The sequence below is a fragment of the Ottowia sp. genome (genome assembly GCF_047601385.1).
GTDB lineage: Bacteria > Pseudomonadota > Gammaproteobacteria > Burkholderiales > Burkholderiaceae_C > Ottowia.
Map to the genome: position 1 here is coordinate 3,139,491 of NZ_JASGJP010000001.1, position 11,871 is coordinate 3,151,361.

The following is an 11,871-nucleotide window of genomic DNA, read 5'->3' on the forward strand; positions in this document are numbered from 1 at the left end:
GGGAGGGGAACGGGGGAGTTGGGGGTGGGGAGCGGTCTTTCAACGAAAGCATGGCGCATGCCAGGGGCGAGCGCCGTCAGCCGGGCGCCGGGTCCGATGTGGGCGACGCCTGTCCGCCGGGGTGGGAATCGGCTGACAGCGACATGGCTTCCATCGATTGCGCCAGTTGCGCCTGCGGCATGGCGGCGCGCCGGGGCACGGTGCCGGTGATGCGGGTGCCGCGGCCCGGCGTGGAGCGCAGGTCGAGGCGCCCGCCGGTGGCTTCCACGCGGTGACGCATGCCCGCCAGGCCGTGCGAGCCCTGCCGCGGCCGGGCCGGGTCGAAGCCGGTGCCGTCGTCCACCACCGCGACCTCCGCGTGGTTGACGTAGTTCTTGAGCGTGATGGACACCTCGTGCGCCTTCGCGTGCTTGCCGATGTTGGTCAGCGTCTCCTGCACCACGCGGTAGATCGTCAGCTCGCTGTTGGCGTCCAGGTCGACCGGCTCCAGCGCGGTGTGGATGCGCAGGCCCGAGCGCTCGGCGAACTCGCGCGCCAGGATGTCGAGCGAGGCCACCAGCCCCAGGTTGGACAGCGCCGAGGGCCGCAGGTCCTCGATGATGCGGCGCTTGAGCGCGATGCCCTGGTTGAGCGTCTCGGTCAGGTGCCGGAGGCGGTCGGCCAGGTCGCCGGCGTCGGCGGGCAGCCGGGACTTCAGGCGCGCCACGTCGAGCTTGGCGGCCGTCAGCAGCGCGCCCAGTTCGTCGTGCAGCTCGCGCGCCAGGTGGGCGCGCTCGTCCTCCACCGCCTGCTGGAGGTAGGTGGCCAGCTCGGTCAGGCGCGCCGTGCGCTCGCGCACCTGCGACTCCAGCATGTCGCGCTCGGCCTCCAGCGCCTGCTGCTGGCGCACGTCGGCCTTGCGCAGCGCGCGTGCCTGGTTGACGTACAGGAAGAAGGCCACGAAGGCGGCCAGGATGCCGGCCGCCAGCCCCAGGCGCGAGATGGTCAGCAGCCGGTACACCTCGGCGCGCTGCGTCGCCACCTGGGCTTCGGCCTCGGCGGCCAGCGCCACGCTCTGCAGCCGCAGCACGCGCATGCGCTCCATCCCGAGGGCGGAAGACGCCACGAACTGCGCCACTTCGGGGCGGTCTTCCTCGCGCATGCGCACCGCCAGCGTCATCTCGCCGAGCTTCTGCGCCAGCAGGCTGCGGAATGCCCGCATCGGCTCCGATTCGCTCATCTCGCGCGGTGCGGCCGACTCCAGCGTCCGGAGGTGGGCTTCGAGCTCGGCCACCGCGGTGCTGTACGGCTCCAGGTACTTGCGGTCGCCGGTGAGCGCAAAGCCGCGCTGGGCCGAGTCGGCTGCCGCCAATTCGCTTTCCAGCGCGTACACCGTCAGGCGGACCGTTTGCGTGGTCTGGATGTCGCGCATCGCCTGCGTGATGCGCTGGTACGTGCCTTCGCTGATCCAGATCAGCGCCAGCGCGCACAGCGCGGCGACGATCAGCGTCGCGCGCGGCGAGGGCGGGCGCAGGCGGCGCGGCGGGCGGGGGGCGGGCGGCGGCGTCACGTCGGCCATGCGGGCTCTAGAATGGTTTTCGCGTGGCCGGGTTTCGGCCCGGCTATGAAAGGTGCGTCGTGATCAGAATCGGTATTGTGGATGACCATGCCATCGTGCGGTCCGGGCTCAGGCAGTTCTTCGGCGAGCACGTGGACCTGCGCGTGGTGGGCGAGGCCGCCAGCGGCCGCGAGGCGATCGACCTGGTGCGCACCACAGAGATGGACGTGCTGGTGATGGACCTGTCGATGCCCGGCCAGAGCGGCATCGACGCGCTGGCCATGATCCGCGCCAAGGCGCCCGACGTGGGCATCCTGATCCTCTCGGGCTACCCCGAGGAGCACTACGCGATGAACCTGATCCGCCAGGGCGCCAGCGGCTACCTCAACAAGGAGTGCGAGCCCAGCGAGATCGTGGAGGCGATCCGCACCATCGCGCTGGGCAAGCGCTACATCACGCCCAGCGTGGCCGAGCTGCTGGCCCAGCAGCTCGGGCGCAAGGGCGACGCGCTGCCGCACGAGCAGCTGTCGGAGCGCGAGTTCCAGGTGTTCCTCAAGCTGGCCCGGGGGCAGACGGCGGGCGACATCGCCGAGGCGCTGTCGCTCTCGGTCAAGACCGTCAGCACCTACCGCACGCGGCTGATGGAGAAGATGGCCCTCAACTCCAACAGCGACCTGACCTACTACGCGCTGAAGAACAAGCTGATCGATTGACCGGCGCCGCCGCCGCAGCGTCGGCGCGTTCAAGCGGAGCCGCCTTCGCTCAGCGCCAGGCAGTAGTCGATCAGGGCGTCGATCTCGTTCGACTTGTCGAACACGGCATCCACGCCCAGCTGCTGGCAGCGCACGCGGATGTCGGGCGTGGCGTAGTTGGTCAGCACCACCACCTTCTGCCCCGGCTGGCGACCCTGGCAGGCTTGCAGCACGCCCAGGCCGCTGCCTTGCTTCAGGAACAGATCGACGATCACCAGATCCCAGTGGCCGCCGTGGTCGGCCAGCCACCGGCTGCCCTGCTGCTCGGTGTCGGCGAAGCCGATGGAGGCGACCCCGCCCAGTTCCTCCAGCGTAGCCACGAGGTTCTCCCGGATGGTCGGGTTGTCTTCCACGAGGTAGGTTCGCAAGGGACTGGAGCCGGGCATTGGAAGCAAGGAGGATCGGTGGGTTGCGCGGATCGCGGCATCCAGGGGCCGCTCAACCGATGTATTGCCAGTTTAGGCAAGGTGGGTACGGTAGATTGCCAGTGACGGCTCCACTTGCGTGTAGGACTGCGCTTACATGCGGCCGGCCCCCGTGCCGCAGACCGGGCAGTCGGCCTGGCGCCGCAGCCGCACCTCGGTGAACCCGGTGCGGCGCAGGTCCACCATCAGCAGACGGCCGGTCAGCCCGGCGCCGGCGCCGGCCAGCAGCTTCAGCGCCTCGGCCGCCTGCAGCGTGCCGACCACACCCACCAGCGGCGCGAACACGCCCATGGTGGCGCAGCGCACTTCCTCCACCTCGGTGGACGGCGGGAACACGCAGGCGTAGCAGGGCGAGTCGTCCCGGCGCGGGTCGTAAAGCGCCACCTGGCCGTCGAAGCCGATGGCCGCGCCCGACACCAGTGGCCTGCGGCGCCGCACGCAAGCCAGGTTCAGGGCCTGGCGGGTGGCGAAGTTGTCGCTGCAGTCGAGCGCGACGTCGGCCTCGGCCACCAGTTCATCCAGCAGCGCCGCGTCGGCGCGGCGGGCCACGGCGCGCACCTGCACGTCGGGGTTGAGGGCGGCGATGGCCTGGCGCGCCGACTCGACCTTGGGCTGGCCGATGCGCGCCTCGGTGTGCATGATCTGGCGCTGCAGGTTGGTCAGGTCAACCGTGTCGTCGTCCACCAGCGTGATGCGGCCCACGCCCGCGCTGGCCAGGTACAGCGCGGCCGGCGAGCCCAGCCCTCCGGCGCCGACGATCAGCGCATGGGCGTCCAACAGTCTCTGCTGCCCTTCGACGCCCAGCTCTTCGAGCAGCACGTGGCGCGAATAGCGCAGCAGTTGCCGGTCGTCCACGGATTCAGCGCCAGACCGGCTGGCGCCTCATTCGGTCTTCGGCTCTTCCTTGCGCTCGATCAGGGTCTTGCTGACCTTGACCGGCTGGCCCTTGAGCTTGGCGACGGCCTGCTGCAGCGGGAAGTCGTTGGCGCTGCCGTACTCGGGCGGGCGGCGCTGCGACTCCGGCTTGCGGGACTCCGCCTCCAGGCGCTTGAGGGCGGCCTCGCGCTCCTTCTCGACCGCGGGATCCTTCTTGTCCTCGTTGGCGCCGCTCAGGTGCTTTTCCAGGTCGGCCTCGCGCATGCGCAGCACGGCGTAGGGGCTGCCCTCGGCGGTGTCGTCCACCATGATGTCGGGCACGATGCCCTTGGCCTGGATGGTCTTGCCGCTGGGCGTGTAGTACAGCGCGGTGGTGATCTTCAGCGCCGTGTCGGGGCCAAGCGGGCGCACCGTCTGCACCGAGCCCTTGCCGAAGGTCTGGCTGCCCATGACGATGGCGCGCTTGTGGTCCTGCAATGCGCCGGCGACGATCTCGCTGGCCGAGGCCGAGCCCTCGTTGACCAGCACCACCAGCGGCACGCTCTTGAGCGCGGCCGGCAGGCGCTTGAGCGGGTCGCTGCCGCGCCGGCGCGTGTAGTCCTCGGGGCGCGCCTTGAAGACCGACTTGGATTCCTCGATCTGCCCGTTGGTGGACACCACCGTCACGCCCTCGGGCAGGAAGGCGGCCGACACCGCCACGGCGGCGTCGAGCAGGCCGCCCGGGTCGTTGCGCAGGTCGAGCACCAGGCCCTTCAGGCCGGGCTCGCGCCTGTAGATGTCCTCGACCTTGGCGACGAAGTCATCGACCGTGCGCTCCTGGAACTGCGACAGCCGCAGCCAGGCATAGCCGGGCTCGACGATCTTGCTCTTGACCGACTGGGTGCGGATTTCCTCGCGCGTGATGGTGACCGGGAAGGTGCGGTTCTCGTCCTTGCGCAGGATGGTCAGCAGCACCTTGGTGCCGGGCTCGCCGCGCATGCGCTTGACGGCCTCGTTCAGCGACAGGCCCTTGACGGCGGCGTCGTCCACGCGGGTGATCAGGTCGCCCGGCTTCAGGCCGGCGCGGTCGGCGGGCGAGCCCTCGATGGGCGAGACCACCTTGATCAGCCCGTCCTCCTGCGTGATCTCGATGCCGACGCCGACGAAGCGGCCGGTGGTGCCTTCGCGGAATTCCTTGAACGACTTCTTGTCGAAATACTGCGAGTGCGGGTCCAGGCTGGACACCATGCCGGAGATGGCGTCGGTGATCAGCTTCTTCTCGTCGACGGGCTCTACGTAGTCCGACTTGATCATGCCGAACACGGCGGCCAGCTGCTGCAACTCCTCCAGCGGCAGCGGCGCCATGGCGCCGCGCGCCACGGTTTGCAGCGATACCGTGGTCAGCGCGCCGGCCAGCGCCCCCACGGCCATCCAGCCGGCGATCTTGGTTTTCTGACTCATGGTGAAGGGTTTCCTTGGCGCAGGCGTTCAATATTACAGGGCTTGCCTGCTTTGGGTGGGCGCGCGGGCCCTAAGTTCCGCGCCGGGTCCGTGCATTCGCCGCACTCAGGCATTGCCCTGGCTGGCCACCGCGGCCGCGGCCTGGGCGGCGGCCGCGGCGTCGCCCAGGTAGTAGTGGCGCAGGGGCTTGAGGCCGGCGTCCAGTTCGTACACGAGCGGTATGCCATTGGGGATGTTCAGGCCGACGATGTCGTCGTCGGAGATGCCGTCCAGGTACTTCACCAGCGCGCGGATCGAGTTGCCGTGCGCCACCACCAGCAGCCGCTTGCCGGCGCGGATGGCCGGCGCCATGGAGTCGTTCCAGAACGGCAGCACGCGCGCCACGGTGTCCTTCAGGCATTCGGTCAGCGGCACCTCGCCGGGCTGCAATTTGGCGTAGCGCGGGTCGCCGCGCTCGCTGCGGGCATCCTGGGGCTCCAGCGGCGGCGGCGGCGTGTCGTAGCTGCGGCGCCAGACCAGCACCTGCTCGTCGCCGTACCGTTTGGCAGTCTCCGCCTTGTTCAAGCCTTGCAGGGCGCCGTAGTGGCGTTCGTTCAGGCGCCAGTGCTTGACGGTGGGCAGCCAGGGGCGGTCCATCGCGTCCAGGCCGTGCCACAGGGTGTGGATGGCGCGCTTGAGCACGCTGGTGCAGGCCCGGTCGAACTCGTAGCCCTCGGCCTTCAGCAGCTGGCCGGCCTGCCGGGCCTGCGCCACGCCGGTGGGCGTCAGGTCGACGTCGGTCCAGCCGGTGAAGCGGTTTTCGAGGTTCCAGGTGGATTCGCCGTGGCGGATGAGGACGAGCTTGTGCATGGATGGGCAGAACGTGGGCAATACCCGCCACCGGGGCGGGTCGGAACCGGGCATTCTAGAATGCCGGCCGACTTGAACGAGGACTGACGACGTGGACTTTCTGCTGGCGAACTGGGCGCTGATCCTGGTGGCGTTGATTTCGGGCGGCATGCTGCTGGCGCCCATGCTGCGGGGCGGCGCGGGCGGCGGCGTCACGCCGAACCAGGCGGTGCAGCTCATCAACCGCGAGAAGGCGGTGGTGGTGGACGTGTGCGAGCCGGCCGAATACCAGGCCGGCCACGTGGGCGGCGCCAAGAACATCCCGCTGGGCGAGCTGGAGCAGAAACTGCCCGCCGCCGTCAAGAACAAGGCCGTGCCGCTGGTGCTGGTGTGCGCCTCGGGCGCGCGCTCGGGCCGCGCGGCGGGCATCGCCCGCAAGCTGGGCTACGAGAAGGCCGAGTCGCTGGCCGGCGGCCTGAAAGCCTGGCGCGCGGCCGACCTGCCGGTGGAAAAAGCCTGATCGGGAGCGCGCCATGCAAGCCGTCAAGATGTACACCACCGCCGTCTGCCCCTACTGCATCCGCGCCAAGCAGGTGCTGCGCGCCAAGGGCGTGGACCGGATCGACGAAGTGCGCGTGGACCTGGACCCGGCCCAGCGCCAGCACATGATGGCCCTCACCGGCCGCCGCAGCGTGCCGCAGATCTTCATCGGCGGCACCCACGTCGGCGGCCACGACGACCTGGTGGCGCTGGACCAGCGCGGCGGGCTCGCCCCGCTGCTGGCTGGCCAACCCGCCTGAGATAATGCCCTTCAGGAGGCGGCGGCCCGCGCGGCGGGCGCCGCCGGTTTCTTTTTCAACTCTCCCCTAGCGAGACATCACATGGCCGACCAGGAAGCTCCCGTCTTCAACATCCAGCGCGTCTACCTGAAGGAGGCGTCGCTGGAGCAGCCCAACTCCCCCGCCATCCTGCTGGAGCAGGAGCAGCCGTCGGTCGAGATCAACCTGGGCGTCAACGCCGAGAACGTGGCCGAGGGCGTGTTCGAGATCACCGTCACCGCCACCGTGCAGACCAAGATCCAGGACAAGACCGTGTTCCTGGTCGAGTGCAAGCAGGCCGGCATCTTCGAGGTGCGCAACGTGCCCGACGACCAGATGGGCGCCGTCATCGGCATCGCCTGCCCGCAGATCGTCTACCCCTACCTGCGCGGCAACGTGGCCGACCTGATCCAGCGCGGGGGCTTCCCGCCGGTGCACCTGGCCGAGATCAACTTCCAGCAGATGTACGAGCAGCAGGCGGCGCAGGGCTCGCCCATCATCACGCAGTAAGAATTTAAGTAAAAAAGGCCTCCAGCGCCCGCCAGGCAAGCGCCAGCAGCTATGAAAATCATAGTTATCGGAGCCGGCGCCTGGGGCACGGCCATGGCCGTCAGCGCGGCGCGCAACCCGCTCGGCCACCAGGTGGTGCTGTGGGCGCGCGATGGCGCGCAGGCCGAGCACATGGCCCAGGCGCGCGAGAACGCGCGCTACCTGCCCGGCATCCCGCTGCCGCGCGAGCTGGCGGTGCGTGGCGGCGACGTGGCCGACCTGCTGCAATCCGCGCCCCGGGCCGACCTGCTCATCGTCGCCACGCCGGTGGCCGGCCTGCGCGCCACGCTGGGGCTGCTGCGGGATGTGCGCGTGCCCGTCGGCTGGCTGTGCAAGGGCTTCGAGCCGGCGCAGGACCCATCGGCGCCGCGCCCCTTCGGCCTGATGCCGCACGAGGTTGCCGCGCAGGCCGCGCCCGCCCTGCTGGCCGGCGCCCTGAGCGGCCCCAGCTTCGCGCAGGAGGTGGCGCGCGGCCAGCCCACCGCCCTGGTCGCCGCCAGCCGCCAGCCTGCTGTGCGCCAGGCGCTGGTCGAAGCCTTCCACGGCCCCACGCTGCGCGTCTATGGCAACGACGACCTGACGGGCGTCGAGGTCGGCGGCGCGGTCAAGAACGTGCTGGCCATCGCCACCGGCCTGGCCGACGGCCTGAACCTGGGGCTGAACGCGCGCGCCGCGCTCATCACGCGCGGCCTCGCCGAGACCGCCCGCCTGGGCGTGGCGCTGGGCGCGCAGCCCGAAACCTTCATGGGCCTGTCGGGCCTGGGCGACCTGGTGCTGACGGCCACCGGCGATCTGAGCCGCAACCGCCGCGTCGGCCTGCTGCTGGCCGAAGGCCGGACGCTGGCGCAGGCCGTGCAGTCGCTCGGCCACGTCGCCGAGGGCGTCTACAGCGCCCGCACCGTGCTCCAGCGCGCGCGGCACCTGGGCGTGGAGATGCCCATCACGGAATGCGTGGTGGCGCTGCTGGACGGGCAGCTCAAGCCCGTCGAGGCCGTGGCAGCGCTGATGGGGCGCGATCCGAAGGGTGAGATTCTTTAGCGGGCCGCTGCAACATCAGCCATCGGCCTGCACCGCACGCGCAAGCGCTTCGGTGGCCCATTGGTTCAGGCTCTTGCCCATCGCCTGCGCCTTGACGAGCGCGCGGCTGTGCACTTCAGGCGGCACGCGGATCAGCAGCTTGCCCGAGGCGGGCTTTTCTGGCGAGATGCCTTGTTCCGCACAATCCGCCAGATAGTCCTTGACCGCCGCCGAGAACTCGCGCCGCAGTTCCGCCACCGTTTTGCCATGAAAGCTGATGATGCTGCGCAGGCCCAGCACCCGTCCCACCAAAATATCGTCCCGCTCGTCGTATTCGACCCGGGCGGTATAGCCCTGGAAGTTCATCGTGTTCAAGGTTTGACTCCTGCTCGTTCCAGAAACTCGCGCGCCTCCTCGACCTGGTAGCGCTTGGCCTCCTTGCCCGGATGGGGGCGGTGGCAGCGCCACTCATGCTCGCCAAGCGCCAGCTTCACCCGGGAGCCTTCACGCTCGTGAACACTGCCGCCGAGCGCCTTGACCAGTGCCTCAATGTCCGCGAAGACAATGGATGACGACGTAGGTTTGGCGAAGACGGCGGTGATGGTCTTCCGGTGCCTGGAGTTCACACGGGAATGCTAGCATCAAGTGCTATTACTCACAACCGGCGCCACCGTCCTCTGCCGCGTCACCATCGGCGGCAATGTCCGGTTCACGCGCAGTGTGCCGCCCGAAAGCTACATCGCGCAGGGGCTGGCGCGCGACTGCGGCAGTGAGGACGATGGGCTGGCGATGCCGAATCCGTGCAAGTAAATCAGCGACGCGCAGGGGCTGGCGCACGCTCGGCGCGTTGCAGGCGATGGGGCTGGCATGGCTGCAAGCGGGCCGCACGGCAGTGCTCAACGTGCCCAGCGCGGTGTGCCTGCGGAGCGCAACGTTCCGCTCAACCCGCGTCACCCGGACTTTGCGCGGATCGCCATTGGAGAGCCGCAGTCCTTGCAGACCGATATGCGGCTGTTGCGCAACGTTGGGGCATGACGACTCTGTGTGTCGGCATCCCTGGTGAAAATGCTTCGCTATGTGCGATGCATGAAATACCCTCTCAGCGGCTATTGCTTCTGGTAGCTTCTTATGAAGGTTTTTCCATTGCTTTCTCTGTATTTCAAGATCATCTGATTCTTCTTGCCGTTCATGGTGCAGGTGGCTTTACTGATGTCACCAATGTCTTCGGGTTCTGTGCTTTCGGTGACCCGGAACGTGAGAACATCTTCCTTTGCTTGGATTGATTTTTCCCCTGCGCCGTGATCAGATGTGCATTCTTCCCTTTCAGGTTCAGAACCAGCGAATCGACCTCTGTCAGTCCACGAGCGGGAGTTGTTGACTTGAGATCTCCTGATACCATGATTTACCCCATTTTTGGGGGCATCTAGTTGAATTGTGAAATTCCGTGTTCCCGTAATTTCGCAATAGGATCTTTGATTCCTTTCACCTAAGCCAATGATGCTGTAGGTTCGATCATTTTCGGTTGATTGATGAACCCATGTTCCTGTTAGATCATTGGGGTCGCATTCCAGTGCCCATGCTGCACTGTAGAATTGTATTGCCATCAAGATTGGTAGATTTTTCAGGCGTCTCATGTGACTTGGCTCCTCGTTGATGGTTTTTTTCTGTGCGGGGCATAATTTATTTCTTCTCGGCATAGGAAATCATGCCCATACACGACCAAGATTTGACGCCGGTTCTGCTTGTCTCCTCCCCGCACTCACATTTCTTCTCCATCCTCTCCACTTTGTTGAAGGCTTCAAGCGACGGCAGGCCAGAAGTGAGTCGGGCAAGTTCCAGCGCGTTCTGGCAGGCGGCGGCCCGTGTGCTGCCTTCGGCATTTGCCGTGGCCACGCGGGCGGTGGTGCCGCGGTCCGCATGGCAGGCTGCCGAGGCGATGAGCATGGCGAGGAAAATGCTGGTTTTTTTCATGGTGTTGATAAAGACAGGGTGAGGGTGTTGGATTCAGCCGCGCACGCCACCCACGACCGGCTTGGGGGCGTTGATGACTCTGCACTTATCGTTGGATGCGCAGGGGTCGCCTGGTGGTCGTTTCGCCTTGCGTTCCTTCTGTACTTGCTTCTCCATTTTTTCGTAGTCCTCCAGCGTGATGGTGATGCGTTTTTCAGGCGGCTTCATATCTTTCTCGTGCGCGGCTGCCCCAAGCGCAAGGGTTACCGCTAGGGTGAAAGTGCCGGTGGCGTAGATGGCGGCGGGCATGATGATTCCTTTGGATTGGGGTTGCCTTATATTTCTGGAAATTCGATCTGTGTCGGTTCATGTGCTCTTGTGGCAGCAGATAATTATGTGTGTGTAACTGTCCTAGAATTTATATTTATCTTGTTTTAATTCGCAGTATCCTTCGGTCTTCAGGATTCCACCCGAGATAAATTTAATTGTAAATTGCCAGTGCCCATCATTTCGTCTGATCTTGTGCTCTTCGAGGATGACGGGGCCTTGGTCGTTGGATATGACATTGCCGAGCACATAGAAGTTGGCATTTGTTTTCATGGAATTCTTTTCCAGCGTACGGGACTCGCAGCGATTGTTCGCTTTGGCTTTGGTGCAATCTATGTTTTCTATGGTTTCGCCTGGTATGTCCGATGAATATATTGATGGGGTGCAGAGGAGATATTCACCAGAGATATTTTGAGCGAAGGTGGCGCCGGTCAGAATAAGCTGGACCAGCAAGAAAATTGACGATATCTTCATAATGAAATTTCTGGAAAGGAATGGAATGGCTTCCTGGCCTTCAATGCGGCTTGGATGGGCTGCCTGATGAGGCTACCCCCCATGAACCAAGCTCCGCAGGCATGAAGCCTGGGCAAGTACGGACTGGTGGGCAAGGTAGCGATCAGTGCCGCGCGGCGCAGCAGGTTCAGGCGGCTCAAGGCGTGGTGGCCTTTCATTGATAAGAAGAGGTGTGCTCGGAAGGGTGTGACCGGCGCATGAGGCAACTCAACAGGTTGCTATTTGCAAGATTTCAACCTTACTGGTTCTTCATGTCAATAGAGGTTGCTATCAACCTATCGGGTTGACATGGAGTAACCTGATGAAGGACGACTTTGCGCGCAGCATCGCAGTGGAAGTGGGCGCGGCCATCCGCGCCCAGCGGCTGCGGGCCGGGTTGTCGCAGGATCAGTTGTCCGAGTTGCTGGACGTGGGGCCGGAGGCCGTCTCGCGCATGGAGCGGGGCGTGGTGATGCTGACTATTCCCCGGCTGGTGGAGTTGTCGAATGCGCTGAACTGCCCGGTCGAGGCGCTGATTCCCAGGGCCAGCGGTTCCACCCAGTCCGGCGCCAACGAGATCGCCCGCATGCTCAAGCCCCTGAACAAGAAGGACATGCAGTTCGTGATGGACATCCTGGAGCGCACCTGTACGCACCTGGCTTCATGAAGTTCTGAGCCAAATCGGCCTCCAGCGCGCTCTGGCAAAGCGCTGGAAGCTATCTTCTTGATAGTAACCGCCAGCTCATTTTCCAATGAGCAGCCTCGAAGCCTTCCGCGCCAGGTGTGCGCGCTGGAGGCCATGAGCCTGGGCCATGACCTTGTGAAGGTCTCAATTGCGACACATAATGAGGGGTCTTCCA

18 protein-coding genes are annotated in these 11,871 nt (G+C 65.9%); 7 read left to right on the forward strand and 11 right to left on the reverse strand.

What is annotated here, in order from left to right; all coding sequences use genetic code 11:
* Positions 1–76: 76 nt before the first annotated feature.
* Positions 77–1,558, reverse strand: coding sequence for a CHASE3 domain-containing protein (locus tag QM772_RS15210; protein ID WP_415137907.1), 1,482 nt, complete (start codon positions 1,556–1,558; stop codon positions 77–79).
* 59 nt (positions 1,559–1,617) lie between these two features.
* Here QM772_RS15210 and QM772_RS15215 point away from each other — a divergent pair, with 59 nt between their 5' ends.
* Positions 1,618–2,250, forward strand: a complete 633-nt coding sequence (locus QM772_RS15215; RefSeq protein ID WP_415137909.1) for a response regulator — start codon at positions 1,618–1,620, stop codon at positions 2,248–2,250.
* Positions 2,251–2,279: 29 nt separating this feature from the next.
* Here the strand turns inward: QM772_RS15215 and QM772_RS15220 are convergent, their stop codons facing one another.
* From QM772_RS15220 to gpmA, 4 genes are all read right to left on the reverse strand, one after another.
* Positions 2,280–2,675 carry a response regulator gene (locus QM772_RS15220; RefSeq protein WP_415137911.1) on the reverse strand — a complete coding sequence of 132 codons (396 nt, stop codon included), beginning with the start codon at positions 2,673–2,675 and terminating at the stop codon, positions 2,280–2,282.
* Between the two features lie 132 nt (positions 2,676–2,807).
* Entirely contained in the window at positions 2,808–3,569 is a 762-nt protein-coding gene (locus tag QM772_RS15225; RefSeq protein ID WP_415137913.1) for a HesA/MoeB/ThiF family protein, read from the reverse strand.
* A 27-nt stretch (positions 3,570–3,596) separates the two neighbouring features.
* Complete coding sequence (locus QM772_RS15230; protein WP_415137915.1) at positions 3,597–5,030, reverse strand: S41 family peptidase; 1,434 nt, start codon at positions 5,028–5,030, stop codon at positions 3,597–3,599.
* A 105-nt stretch (positions 5,031–5,135) separates the two neighbouring features.
* Positions 5,136–5,879: a 2,3-diphosphoglycerate-dependent phosphoglycerate mutase gene (gpmA, locus tag QM772_RS15235; RefSeq protein ID WP_415137917.1), complete on the reverse strand. Its 744-nt coding sequence runs from the start codon at positions 5,877–5,879 to the stop codon at positions 5,136–5,138.
* Positions 5,880–6,027: 148 nt separating this feature from the next.
* Here gpmA and QM772_RS15240 point away from each other — a divergent pair, with 148 nt between their 5' ends.
* The 4 genes from QM772_RS15240 to QM772_RS15255 all read left to right on the forward strand — a co-directional run bounded on the left by QM772_RS15240 (position 6,028) and on the right by QM772_RS15255 (position 8,263).
* Positions 6,028–6,378 carry a rhodanese-like domain-containing protein gene (locus QM772_RS15240; RefSeq protein ID WP_415139616.1) on the forward strand — a complete coding sequence of 117 codons (351 nt, stop codon included), beginning with the start codon at positions 6,028–6,030 and terminating at the stop codon, positions 6,376–6,378.
* Between the two features lie 13 nt (positions 6,379–6,391).
* Positions 6,392–6,658 carry a glutaredoxin 3 gene (gene grxC, locus QM772_RS15245; protein ID WP_415137919.1) on the forward strand — a complete coding sequence of 89 codons (267 nt, stop codon included), beginning with the start codon at positions 6,392–6,394 and terminating at the stop codon, positions 6,656–6,658.
* A gap of 81 nt (positions 6,659–6,739) precedes the next feature.
* Complete coding sequence (secB, locus tag QM772_RS15250; RefSeq protein ID WP_415137921.1) at positions 6,740–7,186, forward strand: protein-export chaperone SecB; 447 nt, start codon at positions 6,740–6,742, stop codon at positions 7,184–7,186.
* A gap of 51 nt (positions 7,187–7,237) precedes the next feature.
* Positions 7,238–8,263 carry an NAD(P)H-dependent glycerol-3-phosphate dehydrogenase gene (locus QM772_RS15255; protein ID WP_415137923.1) on the forward strand — a complete coding sequence of 342 codons (1,026 nt, stop codon included), beginning with the start codon at positions 7,238–7,240 and terminating at the stop codon, positions 8,261–8,263.
* A 15-nt stretch (positions 8,264–8,278) separates the two neighbouring features.
* On the opposite strand, the gene QM772_RS15260 is transcribed toward QM772_RS15255, so the two are convergent.
* Positions 8,279–8,608 (reverse strand): type II toxin-antitoxin system HicB family antitoxin, encoded by a 330-nt coding sequence (locus tag QM772_RS15260; RefSeq protein WP_415139618.1) that lies wholly within the window; start codon positions 8,606–8,608, stop codon positions 8,279–8,281.
* Positions 8,609–8,613: 5 nt separating this feature from the next.
* A complete protein-coding gene (locus QM772_RS15265) occupies positions 8,614–8,868 on the reverse strand; it encodes a type II toxin-antitoxin system HicA family toxin (protein ID WP_415137925.1) in 255 nt (84 codons plus the stop codon).
* A gap of 19 nt (positions 8,869–8,887) precedes the next feature.
* On the opposite strand from QM772_RS15265, the gene QM772_RS15270 reads away from it, so the two are divergent.
* Complete coding sequence (locus tag QM772_RS15270; RefSeq protein WP_415137927.1) at positions 8,888–9,052, forward strand: hypothetical protein; 165 nt, start codon at positions 8,888–8,890, stop codon at positions 9,050–9,052.
* 296 nt (positions 9,053–9,348) lie between these two features.
* Here the strand turns inward: QM772_RS15270 and QM772_RS15275 are convergent, their stop codons facing one another.
* From QM772_RS15275 to QM772_RS15290, 4 genes are all read right to left on the reverse strand, one after another.
* Positions 9,349–9,876, reverse strand: a complete 528-nt coding sequence (locus QM772_RS15275) for a hypothetical protein (protein ID WP_415137929.1) — start codon at positions 9,874–9,876, stop codon at positions 9,349–9,351.
* Between the two features lie 46 nt (positions 9,877–9,922).
* Positions 9,923–10,213 (reverse strand): hypothetical protein, encoded by a 291-nt coding sequence (locus tag QM772_RS15280; protein ID WP_415137931.1) that lies wholly within the window; start codon positions 10,211–10,213, stop codon positions 9,923–9,925.
* Positions 10,214–10,246: 33 nt separating this feature from the next.
* On the reverse strand, positions 10,247–10,501 hold the full coding sequence (locus QM772_RS15285) for a hypothetical protein (RefSeq protein WP_415137932.1): 255 nt from the start codon (positions 10,499–10,501) through the stop codon (positions 10,247–10,249).
* A gap of 102 nt (positions 10,502–10,603) precedes the next feature.
* Positions 10,604–10,993, reverse strand: coding sequence for a hypothetical protein (locus tag QM772_RS15290; protein WP_415137934.1), 390 nt, complete (start codon positions 10,991–10,993; stop codon positions 10,604–10,606).
* Between the two features lie 340 nt (positions 10,994–11,333).
* Here QM772_RS15290 and QM772_RS15295 point away from each other — a divergent pair, with 340 nt between their 5' ends.
* The gene (locus QM772_RS15295) at positions 11,334–11,678 is read left to right on the forward strand and encodes a helix-turn-helix domain-containing protein (protein ID WP_415137936.1); all 345 of its coding nucleotides are present in this window, start codon (positions 11,334–11,336) and stop codon (positions 11,676–11,678) included.
* Positions 11,679–11,871: the final 193 nt, after the last annotated feature.